Raw genomic sequence first — 24,710 nt, 5'->3', positions numbered from 1 at the left:
CTTTCTATATTTAATTTTTTATATTGTATTTAAGTTTGATTATTGTATAAACTAAAATTATTTTATAATTTATAGAAAGGTTATAATGGCTCTTTTAATTACAAAAGATTGTGTGTGTTGTGATGCTTGTAGAGAAGAATGTCCAGATGAAGCTATTTATGAGCATAGTCCTATTTATGTTATTGATGCAGATCTTTGCTCTGAATGCGTTAATGATTTTTCAGAGCCTGCTTGTATAGTAGCTTGTCCTTATGAGTGCATTATTCCAGATCCTGATAATATTGAAAGTATAGAAGAACTAAAATTAAAAAATCGTCGCAATAAAGAATTATAATGGCTAAAAAAACCGCTGTTGTCGATTTGGGTTCAAATTCTATTAGAATGGTGATTTTTGAAAAAACTTCTAGGTACGGTTTTTATACAACCTGTGAATATAAACGTAAAGTAAGATTAGGTGAAAATTCTTACAATAATGGCAAAATCCTTCAAGAAGAAGCCATGCAAAAAGCAGAAGATGCTTTAAATTTCTTCAAACAATGTGCTTTGAAGCATAAATGTAAAAAAATGTTTATCATAGGGACTTCAGCCTTAAGAGATGCTCCTAATTCTAAAGATTTTATAAAAAGAATTCAAAAAAAATTAAATTTAAATATTCGCTGTATTGATGGAAAAGAAGAAAGTTATTTGGGCGGCTTAGCTGCCTTAAATCTTCTAAGTCCATTTAGAGATGCTACCACTCTTGATATAGGTGGAGGATCAAGTGAGCTTTGTTTGATTAAAAACAATAAAATCATTTCTTGTATTTCTTTAGATCTAGGGACGGTAAGATTAAAAGAATTGTTTTATGATAAAGGAAAAATAGATTCTTTGGAACAATTTATCAATCCTATTTTAGAACAAATTCCAAAAGAATTTTGTAATCATAATCTTATTGCCATAGGAGGAAGCCTAAGAGCTATTTCAAATTCTATTATGCAAAAAAATTCCTATCCTTTAAAAAATTTGCATGATTTTCATTATGATTTAGAAGAAGAAAAAACACATATTGAAAAAATTCTTCAAGTAAAAGCAGACTCTTTAGCAAATTTTGGCATCAAAAAAGATCGTTTTGACACTATAAAAAAAGGGATTTTTATATTTTTAAAAATTGCCGAAAAACTCAAAGCTAAACATATTATTACAAGTGGAGTGGGTATTAGAGAAGGTATATATCTAAAAGATTTACTGCGACCACATAGTAAATTTCCTATCAATTTCAATCCTAGCTTGAAATCTTTACAAGATAGGTTTTTACAACAAGAAAATAAAAGCAATCATACTGCAAAATTTGCAATGCAATTATTCAATATACTAAAAAATATTCATAAAATTCCTGAAAGCTACAAACAAAGTTTATTAGCTGCGGCTAAATTATGCCATATAGGAGAGTATTTGAATTTTTATTTCTCGAATGAACATTCTTCGCATTTTATTTTAGGCGGATTAAATTATGGATTTTCGCATAAAGAAAAAATTTTAATTGCAAATATTATTAAACTCAATGGAAAAAAAATCAATCCCTATAATTTAGAATCTTACAAGCAACTTTTGCCCAATTTTCATATTCTTTCTTGGCTTAATTTTATACTCAATTTAGCAAAAACTTTGAATAATGCAAATGAAAGCAAAATTGATTTTATTTTCTCAAATAATGCACTCTATATTTTTAACGAATTTAAAAATATAAATTTACCCAAAGAAGATTTAAAAAAAATCGCAAAACCTGCATCAATAATTTTAAATCTTAATCAAAAACCTTAATTTATTAATTTTTTTGACGCTGCTCTATAAGATTTTGAATGCGTTTTTTATTTTCTTCAAAAAAAGAATCGAAATTTTTCTCTTTCTTAACTATTGTATCACTTACTTTATAATCTTGTTCGGATATTTCTGTGTTTTCTAAAACAATATTTGAATTGCCTATTATCATAGTATACCGCTTGTTTGCATATTCAAAAACCATTAATTGATTATTTTTATCCAGAAATCTCTGAAATATTATACGAAAATCTCTAGAAATTCCATTTTTTTGAAAAAATATAGAACGTTTCAACCACCAAAGCACTATAAGCAAAGCAATTAAAATAAGCATCACTAAAATATAATTTGTATAGTCGTATTTAGTTTGATTTGTATTTTTTAGATCAAATAAAGAATCTGAGGGATTTTTTTCATCTTTCTTTGCTAATTCAGAAATATTTGATTTTAAATTTTCTTTGCCAAACTCTACAGCCCTAATTCTAATTCCAAATTTATCATTAATAGAGCTAATATTAAGTGAAACATCTTGATTATTTTGCAACATTATATAAGTATTATTATTTTTAGAACTAATGCTAATTTTGCTAACAAGCTTTGAATTTATTTTTTTTAGTTCATCTTTATTAAAATCTAAATCGCTAAAGGTTAAAAGTGTAAGATTTTTATTTTTTGTTTGAGAAATTTTACCACTATAGACATTATCAAAAGAAAGCATTATATCGACTCTATCGTTTCTATCGTAAATATTATAATCTACTAATTTAACTGCAAATAACGGCAAAACTACAATCATAGATAGCAAAAAAAATTTCATTAAATTTCTTTTTTAAAATATTGAAGCACGGTTTTAGAATCTAAAATTTCATTAATTCTTATCGCTAAATTTTTTTCATAAACCATAACTTCACCTTTGCCAAAAATACGTTTATTAAGATAAAGTTCAACACTCTCTCCAGCAGGCTTTTCAAGATCAATTACAGAACCAACTTCTAACCTTAGAAGTTCAGCAACGCTCATATTTGTAGTACCAAGCTCGCTCACAAAATCTACAGTAATATCCAAAATGTCTTCATAAGACTGTAAAAGTCCGTGGTATTCTTGAAATTCAATATCATTACTCATTTATTTACAATATCCTATTCTAAAACAATGATCATCAAAACTATACGTTAAAGACTCATCTAAAACAATAGTCGAAAAATCGATCTTACCTAGATACTCTGGAATACCAATCTTATACTCATCATCACTTCCTTTAGCATCGTTGAGTAATTTTTTTGTATATCCTATGATTTGATTAGCACACTCTTTGGCAAGATCGCATCTATCATCTTCTTGAAAATCTTCATCTCCAATGAAAGTTCTAGAAATTAACTTTAAAAATTCTTCTGGAAAAAATAAATAAAAATTATATTCTCCACCATTTTTTCTCATTACAGAAATACTTGATCCGTAAAGCTCACCTTTTATATCTTCAACTGCATTAATATGAATTTGTAAAATATGCTCACAAAAATGCGTAATAGAATATTCGAGAGTTTTTAACATACCCCCCCCTAAAAAATTGCAACAAAACTTATATTTATCTTTAAATCAAAACTACTTAAAAAATTTCAATAATTAAATTATCAAATCATTTTAATCTAAAAATTCTATACAACTCAATTTATCTAAATTCTCCTTATGGAGTACTTAATCTATAAAAGCAAAAACTAAAATCTCTTAATTATTTCAATTATATTTATAAAAATAATTTTTTAAATTAATATAAATTTTGCAACAAAAGTATTGATTTTAAAAACTTTCATGTTCTTTACAAAATATTAAAACCAATGAATTTAATAAAATTTTAATTAATTTAAAACCCCTTTAGTTCATTCTATAAAAGAAATTTCATTGTGATTCTTTTTTAAACCTAAGACAATACTTAAGATTAATGAGATAAAATATTTTCAACTAAAAATCAATTAAATATTTTGTTAGGAAAAAATATGAATCTTACAGATCTACCGTATTTATTAATAGGCATATTTTCAGGTATAACTTCGGGTCTTTTTGGTATAGGTGGGGGTATGGTTATTGTTCCTGCAATGCTTGTTTTAAACGAGAGTTCTCATCATGCGATTGGAATTTCAATCTTGCAAATGATTTTTGCAGCAATTTTTGGATCTTATATTAACTATAAAAAGAAAAATTTAAATATTAAAGATGGTATTTTTATAGGACTTGGTGGGCTTTTAGGGGCAAGTTTTAGCGGGATACTTTTAAAATTTTTAAATGACATTAGTCTAACTGCAATCTTTTTATGTGTAAGTTGTATTTTTTTTATTAAATACGCCTTTGGTGTTAAAGAAAACACTGTTAAAAGTGAAAGAAGTGTTTTGCAAAAAAATATTATTTTATTTATAGCTGGAGCTTTTACTGGAATTTTTGCGATCTCTTTAGGTATAGGTGGAGGACTTTTAATTGCTCCAATTTTAGCTTATTTTTTAGGGTATGATAGTAAAAAAGTAGTTTCTTTATCTTTATTTTTTGTTATTTTTGCTTCCATTTCTGGGGTTTTATCTCTATCAAATTCAGGAGTTATCGATCATGTAGTAATTCATAAAGGTATTATTGTAGGTATTGCCTCTATGATTGGAGTTTTTATAGGTATAAAAATTATTGAAAAAATGCAAATTTCTTCCCATAGAAAAATTTTACTTTGTATTTATGCTCTATCAATATTTGGAACAACACATTCTTTACTAAAAAAACTTGGGATTATAAGCTTTTAATTAAAAATTATGTTAAAATTTTAATTTATTTAGTATAAATTTTCTAGGAAAAGCTATGAATGATAAAATCAAAATTATAGGTGCTAAAGAAAATAATTTAAAAAATATTGATCTTGAAATTCCTAAAAATAAACTTATTGTTTTTACAGGACTTAGTGGTAGTGGAAAATCCACTCTTGCCTTTGGAACACTTTATGCAGAAGGACAACGTCGTTATATAGAAAGTTTAAGTGCTTACGCAAGGCAATTTTTAGACAAAGTAGGTAAACCGGATGTAGATAAAATAGAGGGCTTAACCCCAGCCATTGCAATCGATCAAAAAACTACTTCTAAAAACCCACGTTCAACCGTTGGAACTATTACTGAAATTTATGATTATTTAAGGCTTTTATATGCAAGAGTGGGTGTGCAACATTGTCACCAATGTGGTCAAAAAATTTCATCTATGAGTGCTAATGATATAGTCAATGAAATTTTAAAATTTCCACAAGGGGCAAAAATCATTATTTACGCACCTTTGGTGAGAGAAAAGAAAGGAACTTATATAGATTTACTTGAAAATTTACGCAATAAAGGTTATGTAAGAGCACAAATTGACGGAGTTTTAGTTAGACTTGATGAAGACATAGAACTTGCAAAAACAAAAAAACATACTATAAAACTAGTTATTGATCGTCTTGAAATTAGAGAAGATTTACTCTCACGTCTTGCAAGCGACATCGAAAAAGGCCTAGAAGAAAGTTTTGGTGAAATAGAAATTGAAGTTTTAAACCACGAAGAAGTAGGACTTAATAAGCATTATCACTATAGCGAACATTCAGCCTGTTTTAATTGTAAAATTTCTTTCGTTCCATTAGAGCCTTTAAGTTTTTCATTTAATTCTCCAAAAGGCGCTTGCGAAGCTTGCGATGGATTAGGAATTCGCTATACTTTAGATATGAAGAAAATTATTGATGAAAATTTAAGCATAGAAAATGGTGCTATAAAAATTATGTATGGCTTTAACAAAAGTTATTATTACAAATTTTTAATTGCCTTTTGCGAACAAAATGAAATTTCTATTAAAAAACCTTTTGTAGAACTTAGTGAAGAAGAAAAACGTCTTATATTGTATGGTAACGCAAAAACTATAGAATTTTTTTGGAAAAGAAATCGCTTAAAACGCACTTTTGAGGGTGTAGTCAAAATAGCTTATGAAATGCTAAAAGACGAAAAAGACTTGGGTGAATATATGAGTGAAAAAATCTGTAAAGATTGCCAAGGACACCGTTTAAAACCTGAAAGTTTGGCTGTGCGTGTAGCCAAAAAAGATTTAGGTGAAATTTTAGATATGAGTATAGAAGATACTACAACCTTTTTTTCAAATGAAAAAAATTTTTCTTATCTAAGCAAACAACAAAAACTTATTGCAAAACCTATATTAAAAGAAATCAACGAAAGACTTTTCTTTTTATATGATGTGGGTCTTGGTTATCTCTCTTTGGGACGTGATGCAAGAACTATCAGCGGAGGGGAAGCTCAAAGAATTCGCATTGCTTCTCAAATAGGTAGTGGCTTAAGTGGGGTTATGTATGTCTTAGATGAACCAAGCATTGGACTTCATGAAAGAGATACAGCAAAACTTATCAAAACTTTAAGAAATTTGCAACAAAAAGGCAATACTTTAATCGTTGTAGAACACGATAAAATGACTATTGAAGAAGCGGATTTTATAGTAGATATTGGCCCAAAAGCAGGAAAATTTGGCGGAGAAGTTGTTTTCGCTGGAACTTATAAAGAACTTTTAAAAAGCAAAAGTGAAACCGCACTTTATATGAATGGAAAAAAACAAATTTCACAACTTCATAATAGAAAACAAAAAGAGTGGCTAGAACTTAAAAATGTTAATATTAACAATATTAAAAATTTAAGCGTTAAATTTCCTTTGCAAAATTTAGTTGCCATTACCGGCGTTTCAGGATCAGGAAAAAGCTCTCTTATACTTCAAACCCTTTTGCCTTTTGCCCAAGAAGAATTAAACCGCGCTAAAAAGGTTAAAAAACTTGGTGGGGTAGAAATAGAAGGGCTTGATAAATTAGACAAAGTGATTTATCTTGATCAAAGTCCTATAGGAAGAACACCGCGTTCCAATCCCGCTACTTATACAGGAGCTATGGATGAAATAAGAAATCTTTTCGCTGCTACCAAAGAAGCAAAAATGCGTGGCTATAAAGCAGGGCGTTTTTCTTTTAATGTCAAAGGAGGGCGTTGCGAAAAATGCAGTGGCGATGGAGAAATCAAAATAGAAATGCATTTTTTACCCGATGTAATGGTAGTTTGCGATACTTGCCATGGCAAGCGTTATAACGATGCTACTTTAGAAATTAAATATAAGGGTAAAAATATAAGCGAAGTATTAAATATGAGTGTTTTAGAGGCAAATGAATTTTTTGCTTCAGTGCCAAAAATTCGTCAAAAATTAGAAACTTTAGTTAAAGTAGGACTTGATTATCTTACTTTAGGACAAAACGCTACAACTTTAAGTGGCGGGGAAGCCCAAAGAATCAAACTTGCCAAAGAATTAAGCAGAAGCGATACTGGAAAAACACTTTATATCCTTGATGAACCTACAACTGGACTTCATTTTGAAGATGTTAATAAACTCATTTCTGTTTTACAGCATTTAGTTGATCTTAAAAATTCCGTTTTTGTAATAGAACATAATTTAGACGTTATTAAAAATGCTGATTATATTATCGATATGGGTCCAGAAGGTGGAATAAAGGGTGGAAAAATAATTAGCACAGGAAGTGTAGAAAAAGTAGCTAAAGATCATAAAAAAACGGGATCTTATACTGGATATTATCTAGACTTAGAACTTAAAAATGTAAAAGCTTAAAATGACACAAGTGCAAAAAATAGCATTTTTTAAGATTAAAAAACTAAGTTGTTATACATTTTTTGTGCTTTATTTAATTTTATTTATGTGTTTTTTTATGAAGGAGTGCAAAGTTTAACCGAAGTTTCTAGCGAATTTCTTTATATCAGTAGTACGTTTATATGGCTTTTTTCTTGCTTTTATATAGCTTTTGCCTTTATTTTTATGATGATAAAATACATTTTTTATTTTCCTCTAATAAAATTAATTTATTTTTTATTCACTGTTATAAGCTTGATCACATCTTTTTTCTTCTAGAAAATAAATTTTTATTTTTGACAATTTTGACTTTATTTTTTATCTTTTATTTTCTATTTTCACTCTCCCTTGCTTCGCTTTTAAAGAAGTAAAAATATCCTTTTTCTTTGCGTTTTTGTGTATAGTTTTATCATTTCTATTTTCTATATTTTTTGTTCAACCAAGCTTTTTATTTCTTTTTCTTGCTTTACATTTTCTTAGTTTTGCTTATGCCTTTGAAAGGTATAAAATTTTAAAGAAACTATAATCAATTTATTGCTTAAAGAAAAAATGACAAATTTAAAGGTTTGAAATTTAAAAAATGATTTTAAAATGTTAAAAATCTACTTTATCTTCTTCGTTTTGACTCAAATTATAATTACCCTACCATTAAAATTTAATGGTAGGATTAAAATTTACAAAGGATTTTTGTAAGTTTTAATAATATCTTTATGATCATTTGTGCGATCTAAAATATAAATGATATCATTTTTTACAGCCATAGATTTTGGATTTTCAAGTCCATTTATTGTATATGCATCTATAATTTTAGCATTCTTATAATCAATCACAAGCATGGTGCTATAACGCAAACTTAAAGCTAGCATTTTATCTCCAACTACATCCGTTGCAACAATATAATAATCATTAATGTTCCTATCTTTTTTAAGCTTTAAATTTTTATCCACACCCAAGACAGACTCTCCACTCAAAAGATAATCTTTTGTGCTTGCATAAGATAATATAAGTTTAGGACTAAACTGATTTGGAACTGTAATAAGATATAAAAAATCACCATCATTAGTGTAAGAATGGACGTAATTTTGCTTAGCTCTTATGGTTAAAATATATTTTCTTGAAGGTTCATACCATCCTTCTTTATGTGAAAAAAATGCCGGCATAATAGATCCACTAGTTTGCTTAAACGCTTGCCATTCGAGCATAGGATCAATTTTCACTTCTTTAGAAACTTTTTGAGTTCCACTAAAAGTTTTATTAAAAGCTCCTATAATCAATTTATCACCGACAAAAGTAGCACCAACTATATACTTCATATCATTGCCATTGGTTTTATCAAATAAAACAAAACTACTTGATTTGTTAAAATCTTTAGTATAAGCTACAGCCATTTCATTAGTTATTAAAGCAAACTCATCACTATTTTTATTATAAGCTATAGCATTAATTGATTGAAATTGACTTAATTCTGGGATGGTAATTTCATAATTATGATTAAGAGATATAATGCTCTTATTGATTTCAAAGGCGCCTTTAGAACTATCTCTTTCAAAAATTAAATTTTTTGGTTCATTTAAATCTTTGATAAATACACTTTCTGGAACATTTTTACCTAAAAGATTAAATTTAGCCAATCTACTCCAAACTTCAGTTGTCCAAGTTTTTGTCATAATCGACATATCAAAAGTCAAACGATCAGGATTTGATTTTCCAGTAAATGGAGGAATTCCATTAATAATTAAAGCCTGAAAAGCATTAGAACAAACTACTATAAAAGAAATTGTAAATACAACCTTTGAATAAAAGCTTAAAGGCTTTGGTTCTATTTTTTCATTTGCTAAATCTTGCATCATCGAGCTTTTTTTACGTATAAAAAGAAGGGATAATCCCATAACAACTACAACACACCAATAAACAACAACAGCCCAAGTGTAAGTGTGAGCTCCTACAAGTTTATCTCCAAGTCCTATACCTACATCTCTTTGCCACCAACTAGAAGTATGACGAATTCCCATATAAATTCCATAAGATGCAAACAAAAAAACACAAACTATATATTTTATTTGTGGACCGTAGCGTAAAATGAACATTCCTAAAACACCTATAATTACCATTCCTATACGTTCAAACCAACAAAGAGTACAAGGAGATTCGTTGTGAAAATATCCTAAATATATATTAGCAAATCCAACAGGGATAGCAAGTATAAGCAATACTGCAGTTGTCATAAACAAATAAAAATACTGATCGTTTTTATTTAAATAAGTATTCATTTGGCCCGCTCCTTACCAATTACCGCTTGGAATAATAGAATCGAAACTAGCTATTAGGTACATAAAATAATTTAAACAAGCACCTATAAGAAAAATACTAAAAACTAATTTCTCCTTTTCAGGTTTAATTAGTATTAATAATATAGAAATTGCTAATAAAATAAGTATGGTAAATTCCATAATTAACTCCTTTTAAAAACTATAAAATGAATTATATAAAAATAAAAATTAAATAAAAATTATAATTTTTTAATATAAAACTAATTTTTATAAAAATTAATAGGTTTAAATAATTTTTATTATAATATCAGCTTAAATTATAAGGATTTAATCGATATATGTTTGATTTTTTATATAGCAATGTAAGTTATCTAGGACTTTTTATAGTGTGTTTTCTTTCAAGCACTCTTTTGCCTTTAGCAAGCGAAGCTTTTGTCTTGGGTTTTACAAAACTCAATTTCAACCCAACACTTGTGCTGATAATAGCTACTTTAGGTAATACTTTAGGAAGTTTAAGCACCTATAGCTTAGCCTTTTTGGGTAAGAAAAAAATTTTAGAAAAATATTTTAAAAAATCTTTAAAAAAACTTGAAAAATGGGATACAAATTTTTTTAAATTTGGTGCCTTTTTTGCTTTTTTTACTTTTTTACCTTTGGTCGGTGATATTTTTGCACTTGGACTAGGTTTTGCCAAATATCCTTTTTTTAAAAGCGTCTTTTTTATTTTACTTGGAAAATTAAGCCGTTATATTTTTATAATTTTTCTATCAAGTTATTTTTAAAATCATAAGTTTTTAATATAAAAATTGACATAATACGAAAATTTAAATTTCAAACAAAGAGAAAAATCTTGAAAACTTTAACCATTATAGATACTTTTGGCTTTTTTTTTAGACTTTTTTATGCTTTAAAAGGTTTTAAAAATTCCCAAGGACAAGCTAGTGGAATGATTAGCGGCTTTGCTAATTTCATTTATAGCTTAAAAAATGAATATCAAAGCGATTATATTATCTTTGCGCTAGATTCTAAAGGAAAAACTTTTAGAAGTGATATCGATCCAAATTATAAACAAAATAGAACTCCTCCACCTCCTGAATTATTAGAACAAATTCCAATCTGTATTGACATGATAGAAAAAATGGGGTTTATGAATATTTCTTGGGAAGGATATGAAGCTGATGATATCATCGCTTCTGTAGTGAAAACTTTTAAAGATGAAGATGTTTTTATCCGTATCATCACTCAAGATAAGGATCTTTATCAGCTTATAAAAAATGGAAAAACAAGCATTTATAGTCCTATTTCAAAAAATGAATACAATGAAGAAGCTTGTTTGGAAAAATATGGCGTCAAACCTTGTCAAATTAGAGATTTTTTAGCGCTTTGTGGCGATACTTCAGATAATATTCCAGGAGTCAAAGGTATAGGAGCTAAAGGAGCTAAAAAACTACTTGATGAATTTGAAAATATTGAAAACATATATGAAAATCTAACATTGATCCGCAATGAAAGAACTCGTTCTTTGCTTTTAGAAGGAAAAGAGAATGCTTTTTTGAGTAAAAAACTCACTTCTTTATATGAAGATTTAAAATTTGAAAATTTACTTGAAAAAGCTATATTTCCCGAAGGCGAGCCTCTTTTAAATGTGCTTGAAATTCTAAAACATTATGAGCTTAATTCCTTGCTGAAAAAATTACATAACAATTCTGAAAATAACGATAAAAAATTAGATTTTAAAGCCAATTTAATTTTAGATGAAAATAAACTTTTTGAAATTTTAAATTCACTCGATCGAGAAAGCATTATTGCCTTTGATACAGAAACTACAGGACTTGATACTAAAGAAGCTAAGATTGTAGGATTTAGCTTTTGCATTAGCGAAAATGAAGCTTTTTATGTGCCTTTAACACATAACTATTTAGGAGTAAAAGAACAAATTTCGCTCTCAAGTGCTAAAAAAGCAATAGAATTAATCTTTAATCATTTTGTAATTGGGCACAACCTGAAATACGATTTTCAAATTATTAAAAACAATTTTGCTTTAAATCCTCCAAAAAATTACGCAGATACTATGATTTTGGCTTGGCTTTTTAATCCATCTTTAAAAGTTAATATGGATGATTTAGCCCTTAGACTTTTTGATTATGAAACCTTGCATTTTGAAAATATTGTAAAAAAAGGCGAAAATTTTGCAAATGTAGAACTTGAAAAAGCTTGCGAGTATGCAGCTGAAGATGCTTATATTACCTTAAAATTTTATCTTTATTTTTTAAAAAATCTTGATCCTAACTTATTAGAAATTGCTAAAAATTATGAATTTAATTTCATAAAAATCATTATGATGATGGAAGAAAATGGAATTAAACTTGATACGCAGGCACTTGAAAGTTTAATGAAAAAATTTGAAAGTGAAATCAAAAACTTAAGTGAAGAAATTTATACACTATGCCAAGATAAATTTAATCTTAACTCGCCAAAACAAGTAGGTGATATACTCTTTGAAAAATTAAAACTTCCTAGCGGCAAAAAGACTAAAACGGGTTATTCTACAGATGAAAAAGTTTTAAATGAAATCATTGATCAACATCCAGTTGTAGCTAAAATTCTAGATTATAGAGAACTTGCAAAACTTTATTCTACTTATTGTGAACCTTTGATAAAATTAGCTTTAAAAGATCAAAATTCGCGTATTTATTCAAGTTTTTTACAAACTGGAACCGCTACAGGGCGTCTTTCTTCAAAAGATCCAAATTTGCAAAATATCCCTGCTCATGGACAATATGCCAAAGATTATAAATCATGTTTTATTTCACAAGATGGTTTTAGTTTCATTAGTCTTGATTATTCTCAAATTGAACTTAGAATGCTCGCGCATTTTAGCGAAGATGAAAAATTACTCAATGCTTTTGAAAATAATGAAGATATTCATGCCAAAACGGCTTTAATGATTTTTGGAGAAAACAACTATCAAACAAGAAGTATAGCAAAAAGCATTAATTTTGGTCTAATTTATGGAATGGGCTATAAAACTTTAAGCAAAAATTTAAAAATTGAAACCAATCTTGCAAAATCTTATATAGAAAAATATTTTGAAAATTTTACAAGCATTAAAAATTATTTTGAAAAAGTCAAAAAAAAAGCAAAACAAAATGGCTTTATTGAAACTTTAATAGGACGCAAGCGTTATTTTGATTTTGAAAATGCAAAACCTATGCAATTAGCTATGTATGAAAGAGAAAGCATAAATTCAATTCTCCAAGGATCTGCGGCAGATATCATAAAGCTAGCAATGGTAGAAATTGCCAAAGATTTAGATGGAGATAAAAAATTAATTTTACAAATTCACGATGAATTAATTTTTGAAGTCAAAGATAATTTATGTGAAAATTTTGTTAAAAAAGTTAGTGATATTATGGAAAATATAGTAAAATTAAAAGTAAAATTACAAACAAGTTCAAATATCGCTAAAAAATGGGGCGATTTAAAATAAAAAGGAGAACTAAATGGATCTTTCAACTATACTAGGAATGGTGCTTGCAGTTACTAGTATTTCTGTAGGAGATATATTAGAGGGAGGAAATCCTCTACATGTTATCCATCTTACCTCTTTTCTTATCGTTATGCCAACAGCAGCTTGTTGTGCAATGACTGCAACTCATAAAAAAATTGTAAAAGCAGCTTACAAAGAATTAAAAATCGTTTTTAAAGGTTCTGGAGTTGATTTACCGGCAAGAATCGCGGAGTTGGTTGAATTTGCAGTTATAGCTCGTAGAGATGGTCTTTTAGCATTGGAATCAAAAACCAATGAAATAGAAAATGAATTTTTAAAAAATGCTATGATGATGCTTGTTGATGGAAAAAGTTTTGAAGAAATTCATGAAAGTATGGAAATCCAAACAGAACAATTAGAAGAACATTATAAAGAATGTGCAGAATATTGGATAGTATTTGGAGAAACTTGTCCAACTATGGGTCTAGTAGGTGCAGTTTTTGGTCTTATTCTAGCTCTTAAACTTTTAGACAATCCTCAGGCAATGGCAGCGGGTATTTCAGGTGCATTTACAGCTACAGTTACAGGGATCTTTGGGGCTTATGCTTTATATGCTCCTTGGGGTAAAAAAATGAAAGCTAATGGTATGGATTTAGTCAAGGAACAAATCGTAATTACAGAAGCGATTAAAGGTATAGCAGAGGGAGCTAATCCTAGAGATTTGGAAGCTAAACTTTTTAACTTCTTAAGTCACGATGATCCTAGAATTTCACAATTTGATAAAGGTTAAAAATGGCTAAAAAAGTAAAATGTCCAGAATGTCCAGCTGGTGAAAAATGGGCGGTTCCTTATGCAGACTTTTTATCTTTACTTTTAGCACTTTTTATAGCACTTTGGGCAATCTCAAAAACTAATCCTGCTAAAGTAGAAGCTTTAAAAACTGAATTTGTAAAAATTTTTGAATACACTGCAACTCAAACTGTGCAACAACAAACTCAGGATACTCAAAAATTTAAAGGTTCGCAAGAAGAAAAAGATGACGAATTAAATAAACTTAAACAAATGTCTATGAGCCAGCAAGAAATTATCAAAAAACTTCAAGCTGCTCTTGATCAATCTGAAAATCAAGAAATACTTAACCTGCCTTCAAAAGTCGAATTTAGCAGAGGAAGCTCTGAAATAGAATCAGCTGATATGCAAGATTATCTAAAACGCATTGCTCAGCTTATTTCATATTTACCCCCTCAAGTAGAAATTGAAATTAGAGGATACACAGATAATAGTGATTCTGCATTGAGAAGCTATGATCTAGGTTATGCTCGAGCCCAAAGCGTTTTAAAATATCTTATAGAAGGTGGAGTGAATACTAAGAATATAAATTTAAAAAGCTATGGGCTTAATAATCCTATTGATGGAAACGCACAAGCTTTAGAAAATAATAGAGCCCAAATTTATTTTAAAGTAGATATCAAAGATAGTGCTGCAAAGCAATCTGTACTCAATCTCATTGAAAAAAGCAAATAGATCTTTTATTTGCTTTTTTAGTGATTATTCTTTACTTGCCCGGCTAAACGTCCTTTATTATTAGTATTATAAACAAAGCCTAATACTTCAGCTACTGCTTTAAACATTTCTCTAGGAATTAGATCGTTTACATCACAAACTTTGTAAAGTTCTCTTGCTAAAGGTGGGTTTTCATAGACTACAACATTATTATCATAAGCTACTTGCTTAATTCTTAAAGCAAGAAAATCAACTCCTTTAGCAACAACACGAGGAGCTTGCTCTTTAGTGGTATCATAGCGAATTGCAACAGCATAATGAGTAGGATTTGTAATAACTACATCAGCTCCTGCGACATCTTGAACCATGCGACGACGAGCTGCTTCCATTTGTAAGCGACGAATTCTACCTTTAACTTGAGGATCTCCTTCCATCTGCTTGTACTCATCTTTGATTTCTTGCTTACTCATACGTAAACCTTTAAAGTATTGAAAACGCACTAAAAAAACATCTAAAACAGCAATAATTAAAAAAGCAATAATAACAATTGCAGCTAAAATAATAGCCTTATCTCTAAGCCAAGTAAGTTGTAATACAATATTATAACGCTCAACAAGTGGTAATTCTTTCATAAATTTTAGAAGAACGACAAAAGCTATACTAAAAACTATGCCTACTTTTAAAACGATTTTAGCAGTGTCTATAAGTTTTTTTAAAGAAATTAGGTTTTTAAGACCTTTCAAAGGATTAATTTTCCCTAAATTTGGCATAATAGGTTTTGTAGTAAAAATAAAGCCAAATTGCATAATATTGCCTAAAACACCAGCTATCATGATACTCAAAACTATGGGTGCAAGTATGATTAAAACTTCAAAAATACTTTTAATCATAATAGCCTGAACTATACGTAAATCTAATTCTAAGCCTACAAAACTTTGATAATATCTATATAAATTTGTAATTCTTTCACCAATAAAACTCATCATAAATAGTGTTATAGAAACACCAATTATTAAGCTTGTAATGGCTGCAGCATCTTGGGATTTGGGAACATTTCCTTCTTTTCTAGCGTCCTCTATTTTTTTGGACGTAGGCTCTTCAGTTTTTTCTTGATCTTCACCCGGCATTACAGATCCTAAATTAAAAAATTATTAGGAATTATATAATGAAAAAATGCGAAATTCAAGTTTAATTTTAAAGAAATTTTATAAGAAAAAAACATCTCTCTTTTTGTGGAGAGATGTTATTAATTATAACTTGTTTTCATTTTTATTAAGATACTCGGCAACACCTTTAGGGTTGGCTTTCATACCTTCATCGCCTTTATTCCAACCAGCAGGACAAACTTCTCCGTGTTCATTTGTGAAAAGCATAGTATCTACCATTCTAATCATTTCATCAATATTTCTACCTAATGGCAAGTCGTTAATCACTGCATGACGAACTGTTCCATCAGCATCCAATAAAAAAGAACCTCTAAGTGCTACTGCTTCAGCGTAAAGAACATCGAAATTTCTAGCAATTTGTTTTGTTAAATCTGCAACAAGTGGAAACTTAACTTGACCGATACCACCTTGATTAATCGGGGTATTTTTCCAAGCAAAATGAGAAAATTCGTTATCTCCTGAAATTCCAATAACTTCAATACCACGATCTTTAAATTCTTGATATCTTTTATCAAAAGCGATAATTTCTGAAGGACATACAAAGGTAAAATCTTTTGGATAAAAAAATACAACTGCACCTTTTGGTCCTATATTTTTATAAAGATTAAAATCTTGAACAATTTCATTATTACCTAATACTGCTGGAGCAGTAAAATCTAAAGCTTTTTTTGTAACTATCATTGTCTTCTCCCAAATAATAAATTTTATTTACGGCTAAATTATATCGTTTAAATCTTTAAAAGATTTTAAAATTTTAACATAAACTATAAAATTTTATTAACTTTAATATCATATACTATTCCGAAAACTCTAACCATAAACAATATATACATTGCAAATCAATATTTTATCAAAATATATATTTTATTGATTATCAAAATTTTAGTTTTTTTAAGAATACTAATGGTAGAATATTTGAGTTTTGAAAAATCATAAACAATTATTAAAAGGAGAGAAAATGGCAGTAAAAATTACAGATATTTGTATTGCTTGTGGTTCTTGTATTGATGAGTGTCCTGTTAGTGCTATTGTTGATGATGCTAACAATCCAGATGGACAAGATAGTTATTATGTTTATGCAAATAAATGTGTTGAATGTGTAGGTCATAATGATCAGCCAGCCTGTGCAAGTGCTTGCCCAACTGATGGTTGTATAGTATGGAGTGAAGTTGCTTCTGGACAACCAAGTCGTGATAATATCGGTTCAGATATGAGAAATGGCGACACTCCTGTTTTTGCTTAATCTATAATAAAAAAGCTAGTTCTTGCTAGCTTTTCTTTAATTTTTTTTAAAAAAAATCCAGTATAATTTCAGCTTTGCTTAGTATAATAAAAATAAATCTTAATTATTTTGGTATTATTTTAGGAGTAAGTTTATCATGGAAAGAACTTTATCAATTATTAAACCAGATGCTGTTAAAAAAAGTCTTATAGGTAAAATTTTAGATCGTTTTGAAAGCAATGGACTTAAAATTATTGCATTAAAAAAAATTCAACTTACAAGCGAACAAGCAGAAAATTTTTATGCTATTCATAAAGAAAGACCTTTTTTTAAAGATTTAGTGAATTTTATGATCAGCGGTCCTGTTGTTGTTTCTGTATTAGAAGGTGAAAATGCTATCTTAAAAAATAGAGAACTAATGGGAGCAACTGATCCAAAAGAAGCTAAATCAGGTACCATTAGAGCAGATTTTGCACAAAGCATTGATGCAAATGCTGTTCATGGAAGTGATAGCTTGGAAAATGCGAAAAACGAAATCGAGTTTTTCTTTAAATCAAACGAAATTTGCTAAATGAAAATTAGTTTTTCAAAGATTAATAATACAAACTATCCTTTTAAACTTAATCTTGAAAATATAATTTTTGAAGGAAATTTAGCAAAAATAAATACAAAACTTGTTAAAATAAGTGCAACGATGCAAGGTTTTGTTTATAGACCTTGTGATAGCTGTGGTGAAGAATTAGAACTTTCTATTAATGAAAATCTAGAGCTTTTTGCAAGTGATGGTATTTTTAAAGATGAAAATAATGAATTAAGCAATACCATAGAATTTTTCGATGGGCAAATAGACTTAATAGAAGTTGCAATTAGTGAACTTGAGGCTTATTTGAGTGATTATTTTTATTGTAATCACTGTAAAAATAAAAATTAATTAAATTAAAAAGGAGATAAAATGGCAGTACCTAAGAGAAGAGTAAGTAAAACTCGCGCAGCAAAAAGAAGAACTCACTATAAAGTTAGCCTTCCTATGCCTATAAAAGATAAAGACGGCAGTTATAAAATGCCACATCGTGCAAACCCAAATACTAAGGAATATTAAAATCAATGATAAGCATTGCTATTGATGCAATGGGGGGAGATTTTGGAGAAAAGCCTATTATAGAAGGCGTTATTGAAGCATTAAAGGAAAAACCTTTTAATGCTATACTTGTAGGTGATTCTAAAATTTTAAAACCTCTAATTCCAAAAGATTTTGAACAATATATCCGATACGAAGAAGCCTGTGAAGTTTTTTCTATGGATGAAAATGCAACTGAAGCTTTAAAACGCAAAGATACTACAATTTACAAAGCCATAGAATTAGTCAAAAATGGTAAAGCTAAAGCTGTTGTTTCAGCTGGCCATAGTGGGGCGAGCATGTCTTTAGCCACTTTAAGGCTTGGAAGATTAAAAGGGATTTTAAGACCCGCAATCGCTACTTTAATGCCAAATGTAGTCAGTAAAACTCTTTTTTTAGATGTTGGAGCAAACACAGACTGCAAAGCTGAACATTTATTTCAATTTGCCATTATGGGAGATATCTACACTAAAGAATTAATGAAAATTTCTAAACCTCGCTTAGCATTGTTATCCAATGGAGAAGAAGAATGCAAAGGAAATGAACTCACAAAAGAAGCACATCAAATGATGAAACAAATTCCAAATTTTATCGGAAATGCTGAAGGTAGAGATATTTTTAATGGAGAAATTGATATTTTAATTTGTGATGGATTTAATGGCAATGTAATTTTAAAAGCATGCGAAGGTGCAGCAACAGCTATTTTTCAAATTTTAAAAAAGGAAATTCGACAATCAATTTTTGCAAAAATAGGTGCTTTGATGATGAAACCTTGCTTTAAAAAACTTAAAAAACATATGGATTGGCAAGAATATGGAGGAGCACCTTTGCTAGGAGTCAATGGTTGCGTGATCATTAGTCATGGAAAAAGTGATGCTAGAGCAATTAAAAATGCTATTTTTCAAGCGATTAATTTTGAGAAATCCAATATTAACACCTTAATAGAAAATGAATTAGAGAAATACAATGCCTAAAGCAAGTTTAAAAAGTATAGCTTCTTATATACCTAATAAAATTTTAAGTAATTCTGATCTTGAAAAAATGGTAGATACAACCGATGAATGGATTGTTAAACGCACTGGAATCAAAGAACGCAGAATTGCTAATGATGATGAGCAAGCTAGTGATTTAGGAACAAAAGCAGCTATAAAAGCTGTCGAAAGAGCAAATTTAAAAATCGAGGATATTGATGCCTTACTCGTTGCAACTTTAAGCCCTGATTATTTTACCATGCCATCTACAGCTTGTAAAATTGCTGCAAATTTAGGACTTAAAGATGTTACAGCCTTTGACGTTTCAGCTGCTTGCACTGGATTTATTTATTTATTAGAGCAAGCTAAAGCTTTTGTAGAAAGTGGTCTTAAAAAAAATGTTCTTATTATAGGAACAGAAAAAACAAGTTCTATTATTGATTATAGCGATAGAAGCATGTGTATCCTTTTTGGAGATGGCGCCGGAGCTGGAGTTATAAGTCTTGATGATCAAAATACCATCCTTGATATCCATACGGCAAGCAATGGTAATTTTGGAAATCTTTTAATGACTCAAAGAGCCCAAAAATCTAGCATTTGCCATCCTCTAATAATGCAAATGAAAGGAAATGAAGTTTTTAAAATAGCAGTGCAAACGCTTAGCAATGATGTTGTTAATATTTTAGCAAAAAATAATATTGATTCTAAAGATATAGATCTTTTTATACCTCATCAAGCTAATTTGCGCATAATCAAAGCTGTTCAAGAGAGACTAAATTTAAGTGATGAAAAGTGTGTTATTACAGTCCATAAATACGGCAATACTTCAGCAGCATCTATACCTATGGCTATGAATGATGCCTATGAAGAAGGACGTCTTAAAAAAGGAGATTTGATCTTGCTTGATGCCTTTGGAGGAGGATTTACTTGGGGCTCTGCTTTATTAAAATTTGGCGGAGAAAATTATAAGCAATAATTAATTATTACTTATTTTTCCAAAAGCTTGAATTTCCACAAGATAGCCTTCTGCTAAAGTGCTTTGAACGCAAGCTCTTACAGGTTTAGCGTAATCTTTAATCCATTTATCATAAATTTCATTCATAGCTTCAAAATCATCCATATTAGCAAGCCATATTTGAATTTGTATGAGAGAATTTTTATTGGCACCTATTTTTTTAAACAAAAGTTCAATTTCTTGCAAAGCTTCTTGGGTCTGTTTTTTAATATCACCTTTAGGATCAAAAGCTACTTGTCCTGCTGTTTTAAAATAACCATCATAAACAACAACTTGGGACATTCTTTGACATTCATCATAACGTTTTATCATTGATATTTCCTTCTAAATTCTTTCATAAATTCGCATAAAATTTGCACCTGTTCTAAAGTGATGGCATTATAAATACTTGCCCTAATTCCACCTAAAATTCTATGACCCTTTAAACCTATTAATCCTTCTTTTTCGGCCTCTTGAACAAAAATAGGATCTAAGTCTTTATTGATTGAAAAACTAACATTCATTAAAGATCTATCTTTTTTATAGGCATGTCCTTGATAAAATCCTTCACTTGAGTCTATGCAATCATAAAGCATTATAGCCTTTTTTAAATTTCTATCATATATTTGATCAAGTCCGCCTTGTTTTAAAATCCATTTTGTTTCCAAATCAAAAATATAAATAGCAAAAGTTGGAGGCGTATTATATAAAGATTGATTTTCAACATGGATAGCATATTTAAGCATGCTAGTTAATTTTTTTTGACGTGATCTTTCGATCATATCTTTACGTATAAAAACACAACTCAAACCAGAAATTCCAGCATTTTTTTGTATTCCACCATAAAAAAGAGCTATATTTGAAAAATCAACTTTTTTAGAAAAAAAATCACTTGATGCATCTACAATCAAAGGACTTTTTGTTTTAGGATAATCTTTAAATTGTGTTCCATAAATAGTATTATTAGAGCAAATATAAGCATAATCAGCATGATCACTAAAATCAATATTTGGAATGTGATTGAATTTATCATCTTCACTGCTAGCAACTACCTTAACATCGACTCCTAAAATTTGAGCTTCTTTAATAGCTTTACTCGTCCAAACCCCTGTATTAGCATATTCACAAATTCCACCCAAAGATAAATTCATCGGTATCATTGCAAATTGCAAACTAGCGCCTCCATGCAAAAAGAGAACTTCATAATCATCATCTAAACCATAAATTTCTTTTGCTCTTTTCATAGCTCCAAAATGTATTTCTTCGAAAACTTTAGAGCGATGTGAAATTTCCATAATAGAATATCCCTTGCCTTGATAATCACATAATTCATTTCTTGCATGCTCTAAAATTTCCAAAGGCAAGGTAGAAGGACCTGCGCTAAAATTAATCTTTCTCATCTTTCACTCCTCTAAAATTTTTGCTTGTTTTTGCACAGTTTGAGAGCTTAAAAGCACGGTATCACCATCTTTTAAATCTTGCAATTTTACGATTTTACCATTTTGACTTAATGAAATTAAATTTTCACTTTTTTTTAAAAAATTTTCATGCTGAAAAAAAGAATTTTCTATTTTTTCTAATTTTAAATTTGCTTTTTCTAATTTATTTTTAATTAAAAGCTTGATTTGTTTCATTAAAAGTGAAATTTGATCTTGTTTATCCCCTATAGTTTTTTTTAAAGATTTAGCTTTAAAAATTTGATACAAATTTAAAAGCAAGTCTTGGTAATTTTGCATCTTTTGATTCATCGTTTTTCTAAAATTTTCTTCTAAGTGATCCAAATTTTGCTCTAAATCTAACTTAGAATAAAATAAAAAATCTATCGCTGCCGAAGGAGTTGGTGCTCTAAAATCAGCAACAAAATCACTAATAACATAATCAATCTCATGTCCAATAGCTGAAACAATAGGGGTTTTAGCTTTAAAAATTTCTCTTGCTAAATTTTCATCATTAAAGCAAAAAAGATCTTCTCGACTGCCACCTCCTCTAGCTATAATAAGAATATCAAGATCCATAGCATCGGCTTTTCTTAAAGCATTGATTAAAGAGTTTGGTGCTGTATTGCCTTGGGTTAAAGCATTAAAAATATAAATTTTGGCCAAAAAATATTCTTTTTGATCAATAAGCTTTAACATATCTTGCAAAGCCGCTGAAGTTTTTGAAGTCATGATTCCTACTTTTTTTGGAAATTTAGGCAAAGCTTTTTTATGGATACTATCAAACATACCCTCTTTTTGCAATTTTTCTTTTAGGGCAATGAATTGACTTTCTAAATCACCAAATCCAGATTTTTTCATACTATTAGCAACAAATTGATACCTTCCACTTTCAGGATATAAACTAACATTGCCAACTAATTCTAGCAAATCCCCTACTTCAGGCTTAAAATGAACTTTTAAATTATTATTTTTAAACATAACACAAGCTATGCTTGATTTTTCATCTTTTAAATCAAAATACCAATGTCCTGAACCATGTATAGTAATTTTTGAAATTTCACCACTAAGCACAATATCAACAAAATGCGTTTCTAATAAAGCCTTAGCTTTTAAATTTAATTCACTTGGAGTCATAATTTTTTAGCTATAAACATTGAACTAACACCGAAACTAAAGCTTTTAAAATCTATCATTTCAAAACCAGAGTCACTCAATTCTTTTATAAATTCTTCCTTGCTTAAAAATTCATCAATAGAATTAGGCAAATACTCATACGCGCTTTTATTTTTACTGATAATTCCACCTAAAGTTGGCAAAATATTTTTCAAATAAAAATCCCTCAGAGTTGCTATAAATCCGCCTTTTTCTCTTTTTGTAAATTCCAAGACAACAAAAATTCCGCCTTTTTTCAAGACTCTAAAAAATTCATTTAAAGCTTGTTTTCTCTCTACTACATTGCGAATTCCATAACTTATGCTTACAATATCAACGCTTTGACTCTCTAAAGGTAAATTTTGAGCCTTTGCTTGTATAAAATCAATATTTAGAAATTTTTGCTTAGCAATTTCTAACATACCTTCGCTTGGATCAATGCCTTTAATGCTTGCAATATTTTTAGAAAGCATTTTAGCTTTTTCTTGCCATATAGCGATCATATCACCCGTTCCACAAGCAACATCAACTATATTGATAAAATCAGGTTTGTAATACTTTAAAACCTTTTTACAAGCGAATTTACGCCAACTTATATCAACCCCAAAACTTAAAATTCTATTGGCTTTGTCGTAGCTTGGGGCAATTTCATTAAACATTTCTATGATTTTATCTTGTTTTTGCATTAACACCCTTTGTAAATTTTTAATTCTTTGCTTGACCGAGAAATTAATTTATCAAATTTCTCTTTTTTATTTCCTATTTTAGAAAGAATTTCTTTTTTAGATTTTAAAATAAAGTATTTTTTATATAATTTATTTAGAGACTTTATATCAAAAAAATCACAAAAGTATTCTAAAAAAATACCCAGTTCTAAAAAACTTTTTTCAAAATCTTTCAATAAATTCTTTTTAAAAAAAATTAATTTTTTTCTAAATTCTATCGCAATAGCTTGCTTAAAAAGTTTATCTTTTTTCTCACCTTCATAAAATGAATTCTCTTTTATAAAAAAATCAAAATCGCTAAATAAGCTTTGTATAAATTCACCGCTTAAAAATAAGAGTAAATCTTCATATGTATCTTGTTTATAAAAATGACTGAATTTTTCAATTAAATCTTTAAATCTAAAAATTAAATCTTTACTCAAATTTTGATTAAAAACTCCACTTGCAGCAACTAAAATAACATGAATTTTATTAGCATAAGAAATAAACTCACAAAAATATTCCTTTTGTTTCTTATCTAAAGCTAAATTCCAATAAAATTTCAGCTTTTTAAATAAATAAAATAAAAAAATTCTATATCCCTTAAAAGCATTAATTAAATTTGGAAATTTTAAAATTATATCCTGATTTTTTTCAATTTTTTTAAAATATTTTTCAACATCAAACTTAAAAAAATCACATCCATAAAGTATCATAAACTTAGAATCTAAAATATAGTCAAATTCTTTTTGAATTTTAAATTCATTCGGTAAGCTAAAACGACGAGCTTCTTCTAAGGTAGGGAAAAAAACTTTTAAAATGCAAATTTCTGGCTTGCTATATACATCAATAAAGCTTTTTAAAGAGCAAAACTTAAATTCATAACGCTTTTTTTTGATACTTTTCCCTATACGATTCTTACGAGCTTTTATAAATTCTTTTTTGGATATTTTTTCTTCGTAATTTTGCTCTAGAATTTCATCATTGATTCTAATAACTTTATAAAAACTACCATCAATATTTTTAAATTTTATACTCTTAGAACAAGTTATTTTGGTATAAAAAATTTCAAACTCAGAACTTTTAAATAAAATTCCATCTTTTTGAAAATTCATTAAAAGAGTAGCGTCAGAAAGCAAAAAATTTTTTTGAATTTCATGAACCATTAAAATAGCCTCTAAAATATATAGATTATTTTAACTTTATTTT

Annotated in this window: 25 protein-coding genes and 3 pseudogenes; 15 read left to right on the top strand and 13 right to left on the bottom strand. The window is 28.6% G+C overall.

Annotated elements, in window-relative coordinates; all coding sequences use genetic code 11:
* Positions 1-85 precede the first annotated feature (85 nt).
* Positions 86-334, top strand: a complete 249-nt coding sequence (locus tag CQA69_RS03335) for a YfhL family 4Fe-4S dicluster ferredoxin (RefSeq protein ID WP_137620413.1) — start codon at positions 86-88, stop codon at positions 332-334.
* Positions 334-1,800, top strand: coding sequence for a Ppx/GppA phosphatase family protein (locus CQA69_RS03330; RefSeq protein ID WP_137620412.1), 1,467 nt, complete (start codon positions 334-336; stop codon positions 1,798-1,800). Before CQA69_RS03335 ends, CQA69_RS03330 begins: the two co-directional genes overlap by 1 nt.
* Positions 1,801-1,804: 4 nt before the next feature.
* Here CQA69_RS03330 and CQA69_RS09375 read toward each other — a convergent pair.
* The 4 genes and pseudogenes from CQA69_RS09375 to CQA69_RS03315 all read right to left on the bottom strand — a co-directional run.
* Positions 1,805-2,164, bottom strand: a pseudogene (locus tag CQA69_RS09375) (hypothetical protein); the annotation flags it as partial.
* Positions 2,165-2,244: 80 nt separating this feature from the next.
* Positions 2,245-2,614 (bottom strand): annotated as a pseudogene (locus CQA69_RS09370) (hypothetical protein); the annotation flags it as partial.
* A complete protein-coding gene (fliN, locus tag CQA69_RS03320; protein WP_137620410.1) occupies positions 2,614-2,922 on the bottom strand; it encodes a flagellar motor switch protein FliN in 309 nt (102 codons plus the stop codon). The pseudogene CQA69_RS09370 and the gene fliN, both read right to left, overlap by 1 nt.
* Positions 2,923-3,348, bottom strand: coding sequence for a hypothetical protein (locus CQA69_RS03315; protein ID WP_137620409.1), 426 nt, complete (start codon positions 3,346-3,348; stop codon positions 2,923-2,925). It lies immediately after the preceding gene.
* Between the two features lie 443 nt (positions 3,349-3,791).
* Between CQA69_RS03315 and CQA69_RS03310 the strand changes: the two genes are divergently transcribed.
* The 3 genes and pseudogenes from CQA69_RS03310 to CQA69_RS09300 all read left to right on the top strand — a co-directional run bounded on the left by CQA69_RS03310 (position 3,792) and on the right by CQA69_RS09300 (position 7,999).
* Positions 3,792-4,577: a sulfite exporter TauE/SafE family protein gene (locus tag CQA69_RS03310; protein WP_137620408.1), complete on the top strand. Its 786-nt coding sequence runs from the start codon at positions 3,792-3,794 to the stop codon at positions 4,575-4,577.
* A 55-nt stretch (positions 4,578-4,632) separates the two neighbouring features.
* On the top strand, positions 4,633-7,455 hold the full coding sequence (gene uvrA, locus CQA69_RS03305; RefSeq protein ID WP_137620407.1) for an excinuclease ABC subunit UvrA: 2,823 nt from the start codon (positions 4,633-4,635) through the stop codon (positions 7,453-7,455).
* Between the two features lies 1 nt (position 7,456).
* A pseudogene (locus CQA69_RS09300) lies at positions 7,457-7,999 on the top strand (hypothetical protein).
* Positions 8,000-8,147: 148 nt separating this feature from the next.
* Here CQA69_RS09300 and CQA69_RS03295 read toward each other — a convergent pair.
* Both CQA69_RS03295 and CQA69_RS08920 read right to left on the bottom strand, forming a co-directional pair.
* The gene (locus CQA69_RS03295; protein WP_137620406.1) at positions 8,148-9,743 is read right to left on the bottom strand and encodes a disulfide bond formation protein B; all 1,596 of its coding nucleotides are present in this window, start codon (positions 9,741-9,743) and stop codon (positions 8,148-8,150) included.
* 12 nt (positions 9,744-9,755) lie between these two features.
* The gene (locus CQA69_RS08920) at positions 9,756-9,923 is read right to left on the bottom strand and encodes a hypothetical protein (RefSeq protein ID WP_171000304.1); all 168 of its coding nucleotides are present in this window, start codon (positions 9,921-9,923) and stop codon (positions 9,756-9,758) included.
* Positions 9,924-10,081: 158 nt separating this feature from the next.
* Here CQA69_RS08920 and CQA69_RS03290 point away from each other — a divergent pair, with 158 nt between their 5' ends.
* The 4 genes from CQA69_RS03290 (at position 10,082) to motB (ending at position 14,757) form a co-directional block, all read left to right on the top strand.
* Positions 10,082-10,525 (top strand): YqaA family protein, encoded by a 444-nt coding sequence (locus tag CQA69_RS03290; RefSeq protein ID WP_137620405.1) that lies wholly within the window; start codon positions 10,082-10,084, stop codon positions 10,523-10,525.
* Between the two features lie 68 nt (positions 10,526-10,593).
* The gene (gene polA / locus CQA69_RS03285) at positions 10,594-13,233 is read left to right on the top strand and encodes a DNA polymerase I (protein WP_137620404.1); all 2,640 of its coding nucleotides are present in this window, start codon (positions 10,594-10,596) and stop codon (positions 13,231-13,233) included.
* A 13-nt stretch (positions 13,234-13,246) separates the two neighbouring features.
* Positions 13,247-14,023 (top strand): flagellar motor stator protein MotA, encoded by a 777-nt coding sequence (motA, locus tag CQA69_RS03280; protein WP_137620403.1) that lies wholly within the window; start codon positions 13,247-13,249, stop codon positions 14,021-14,023.
* Positions 14,024-14,025: 2 nt separating this feature from the next.
* A complete protein-coding gene (gene motB, locus CQA69_RS03275; protein WP_137620402.1) occupies positions 14,026-14,757 on the top strand; it encodes a flagellar motor protein MotB in 732 nt (243 codons plus the stop codon).
* A 17-nt stretch (positions 14,758-14,774) separates the two neighbouring features.
* On the opposite strand, the gene flhB is transcribed toward motB, so the two are convergent.
* Both flhB and CQA69_RS03265 read right to left on the bottom strand, forming a co-directional pair.
* Complete coding sequence (flhB, locus tag CQA69_RS03270) at positions 14,775-15,863, bottom strand: flagellar biosynthesis protein FlhB (RefSeq protein ID WP_137620401.1); 1,089 nt, start codon at positions 15,861-15,863, stop codon at positions 14,775-14,777.
* A 123-nt stretch (positions 15,864-15,986) separates the two neighbouring features.
* Positions 15,987-16,583: a peroxiredoxin gene (locus tag CQA69_RS03265; protein ID WP_137620400.1), complete on the bottom strand. Its 597-nt coding sequence runs from the start codon at positions 16,581-16,583 to the stop codon at positions 15,987-15,989.
* Positions 16,584-16,860: 277 nt separating this feature from the next.
* Here CQA69_RS03265 and CQA69_RS03260 point away from each other — a divergent pair, with 277 nt between their 5' ends.
* The 6 genes from CQA69_RS03260 to CQA69_RS03235 all read left to right on the top strand — a co-directional run bounded on the left by CQA69_RS03260 (position 16,861) and on the right by CQA69_RS03235 (position 20,188).
* Positions 16,861-17,145, top strand: coding sequence for a 4Fe-4S dicluster domain-containing protein (locus tag CQA69_RS03260; protein WP_137620399.1), 285 nt, complete (start codon positions 16,861-16,863; stop codon positions 17,143-17,145).
* 136 nt (positions 17,146-17,281) lie between these two features.
* Positions 17,282-17,695: a nucleoside-diphosphate kinase gene (gene ndk / locus CQA69_RS03255; RefSeq protein ID WP_137620398.1), complete on the top strand. Its 414-nt coding sequence runs from the start codon at positions 17,282-17,284 to the stop codon at positions 17,693-17,695.
* Positions 17,696-18,055, top strand: a complete 360-nt coding sequence (locus CQA69_RS03250; RefSeq protein WP_137620397.1) for a DUF177 domain-containing protein — start codon at positions 17,696-17,698, stop codon at positions 18,053-18,055. It abuts the gene before it with no gap.
* A gap of 21 nt (positions 18,056-18,076) precedes the next feature.
* Positions 18,077-18,223 (top strand): 50S ribosomal protein L32, encoded by a 147-nt coding sequence (rpmF, locus tag CQA69_RS03245; RefSeq protein WP_002778205.1) that lies wholly within the window; start codon positions 18,077-18,079, stop codon positions 18,221-18,223.
* Between the two features lie 5 nt (positions 18,224-18,228).
* The gene (gene plsX / locus CQA69_RS03240) at positions 18,229-19,215 is read left to right on the top strand and encodes a phosphate acyltransferase PlsX (protein WP_137620396.1); all 987 of its coding nucleotides are present in this window, start codon (positions 18,229-18,231) and stop codon (positions 19,213-19,215) included.
* The gene (locus CQA69_RS03235; RefSeq protein WP_137620395.1) at positions 19,208-20,188 is read left to right on the top strand and encodes a beta-ketoacyl-ACP synthase III; all 981 of its coding nucleotides are present in this window, start codon (positions 19,208-19,210) and stop codon (positions 20,186-20,188) included. The genes plsX and CQA69_RS03235 overlap by 8 nt, the downstream gene beginning before the upstream one ends.
* Here the strand turns inward: CQA69_RS03235 and CQA69_RS03230 are convergent, their stop codons facing one another.
* The 5 genes from CQA69_RS03230 to CQA69_RS03210 are packed head-to-tail and all read right to left on the bottom strand — an operon-like array spanning position 20,189 to position 24,667.
* A complete protein-coding gene (locus tag CQA69_RS03230) occupies positions 20,189-20,539 on the bottom strand; it encodes a RidA family protein (protein ID WP_137620394.1) in 351 nt (116 codons plus the stop codon).
* On the bottom strand, positions 20,536-21,606 hold the full coding sequence (gene serC / locus CQA69_RS03225; protein ID WP_137620393.1) for a phosphoserine transaminase: 1,071 nt from the start codon (positions 21,604-21,606) through the stop codon (positions 20,536-20,538). Before serC ends, CQA69_RS03230 begins: the two co-directional genes overlap by 4 nt.
* Positions 21,607-21,609: 3 nt before the next feature.
* Positions 21,610-22,779, bottom strand: a complete 1,170-nt coding sequence (gene xseA / locus CQA69_RS03220; RefSeq protein ID WP_137620392.1) for an exodeoxyribonuclease VII large subunit — start codon at positions 22,777-22,779, stop codon at positions 21,610-21,612.
* Positions 22,776-23,483 (bottom strand): bifunctional demethylmenaquinone methyltransferase/2-methoxy-6-polyprenyl-1,4-benzoquinol methylase UbiE, encoded by a 708-nt coding sequence (gene ubiE / locus CQA69_RS03215; protein WP_137620391.1) that lies wholly within the window; start codon positions 23,481-23,483, stop codon positions 22,776-22,778. Before ubiE ends, xseA begins: the two co-directional genes overlap by 4 nt.
* Positions 23,483-24,667, bottom strand: coding sequence for a CYTH domain-containing protein (locus tag CQA69_RS03210; protein WP_137620390.1), 1,185 nt, complete (start codon positions 24,665-24,667; stop codon positions 23,483-23,485). The genes ubiE and CQA69_RS03210 overlap by 1 nt, the downstream gene beginning before the upstream one ends.
* Positions 24,668-24,710 lie beyond the last annotated feature (43 nt).

The sequence above is a fragment of the Campylobacter estrildidarum genome (assembly GCF_005406205.1).
In the GTDB taxonomy this organism is placed as follows: Bacteria; Campylobacterota; Campylobacteria; order Campylobacterales; family Campylobacteraceae; genus Campylobacter_D; species Campylobacter_D estrildidarum.
The sequence above is the reverse complement of the archived record's forward strand: the minus strand, read 5'-3'. Positions and strand labels throughout refer to the sequence as shown.

What these genes read in the sequence shown, in the direction of transcription:
- CQA69_RS03335 (WP_137620413.1), top strand. Translation starts at nt 86, where the DNA reads ATGGCTCTTTTAATTACAAAAGATTGTGTGTGTTGTGATGCTTGTAGA.
- CQA69_RS03330 (WP_137620412.1), top strand. Translation starts at nt 334, where the DNA reads ATGGCTAAAAAAACCGCTGTTGTCGATTTGGGTTCAAATTCTATTAGA.
- fliN (WP_137620410.1), bottom strand. Translation starts at nt 2,922, where the DNA reads ATGAGTAATGATATTGAATTTCAAGAATACCACGGACTTTTACAGTCT.
- CQA69_RS03315 (WP_137620409.1), bottom strand. Translation starts at nt 3,348, where the DNA reads ATGTTAAAAACTCTCGAATATTCTATTACGCATTTTTGTGAGCATATT.
- CQA69_RS03310 (WP_137620408.1), top strand. Translation starts at nt 3,792, where the DNA reads ATGAATCTTACAGATCTACCGTATTTATTAATAGGCATATTTTCAGGT.
- uvrA (WP_137620407.1), top strand. Translation starts at nt 4,633, where the DNA reads ATGAATGATAAAATCAAAATTATAGGTGCTAAAGAAAATAATTTAAAA.
- CQA69_RS03295 (WP_137620406.1), bottom strand. Translation starts at nt 9,743, where the DNA reads ATGAATACTTATTTAAATAAAAACGATCAGTATTTTTATTTGTTTATG.
- CQA69_RS08920 (WP_171000304.1), bottom strand. Translation starts at nt 9,923, where the DNA reads ATGGAATTTACCATACTTATTTTATTAGCAATTTCTATATTATTAATA.
- CQA69_RS03290 (WP_137620405.1), top strand. Translation starts at nt 10,082, where the DNA reads ATGTTTGATTTTTTATATAGCAATGTAAGTTATCTAGGACTTTTTATA.
- motA (WP_137620403.1), top strand. Translation starts at nt 13,247, where the DNA reads ATGGATCTTTCAACTATACTAGGAATGGTGCTTGCAGTTACTAGTATT.
- motB (WP_137620402.1), top strand. Translation starts at nt 14,026, where the DNA reads ATGGCTAAAAAAGTAAAATGTCCAGAATGTCCAGCTGGTGAAAAATGG.
- flhB (WP_137620401.1), bottom strand. Translation starts at nt 15,863, where the DNA reads ATGCCGGGTGAAGATCAAGAAAAAACTGAAGAGCCTACGTCCAAAAAA.
- CQA69_RS03265 (WP_137620400.1), bottom strand. Translation starts at nt 16,583, where the DNA reads ATGATAGTTACAAAAAAAGCTTTAGATTTTACTGCTCCAGCAGTATTA.
- CQA69_RS03260 (WP_137620399.1), top strand. Translation starts at nt 16,861, where the DNA reads ATGGCAGTAAAAATTACAGATATTTGTATTGCTTGTGGTTCTTGTATT.
- ndk (WP_137620398.1), top strand. Translation starts at nt 17,282, where the DNA reads ATGGAAAGAACTTTATCAATTATTAAACCAGATGCTGTTAAAAAAAGT.
- CQA69_RS03250 (WP_137620397.1), top strand. Translation starts at nt 17,696, where the DNA reads ATGAAAATTAGTTTTTCAAAGATTAATAATACAAACTATCCTTTTAAA.
- rpmF (WP_002778205.1), top strand. Translation starts at nt 18,077, where the DNA reads ATGGCAGTACCTAAGAGAAGAGTAAGTAAAACTCGCGCAGCAAAAAGA.
- plsX (WP_137620396.1), top strand. Translation starts at nt 18,229, where the DNA reads ATGATAAGCATTGCTATTGATGCAATGGGGGGAGATTTTGGAGAAAAG.
- CQA69_RS03235 (WP_137620395.1), top strand. Translation starts at nt 19,208, where the DNA reads ATGCCTAAAGCAAGTTTAAAAAGTATAGCTTCTTATATACCTAATAAA.
- CQA69_RS03230 (WP_137620394.1), bottom strand. Translation starts at nt 20,539, where the DNA reads ATGATAAAACGTTATGATGAATGTCAAAGAATGTCCCAAGTTGTTGTT.
- serC (WP_137620393.1), bottom strand. Translation starts at nt 21,606, where the DNA reads ATGAGAAAGATTAATTTTAGCGCAGGTCCTTCTACCTTGCCTTTGGAA.
- xseA (WP_137620392.1), bottom strand. Translation starts at nt 22,779, where the DNA reads ATGACTCCAAGTGAATTAAATTTAAAAGCTAAGGCTTTATTAGAAACG.
- ubiE (WP_137620391.1), bottom strand. Translation starts at nt 23,483, where the DNA reads ATGCAAAAACAAGATAAAATCATAGAAATGTTTAATGAAATTGCCCCA.
- CQA69_RS03210 (WP_137620390.1), bottom strand. Translation starts at nt 24,667, where the DNA reads ATGGTTCATGAAATTCAAAAAAATTTTTTGCTTTCTGACGCTACTCTT.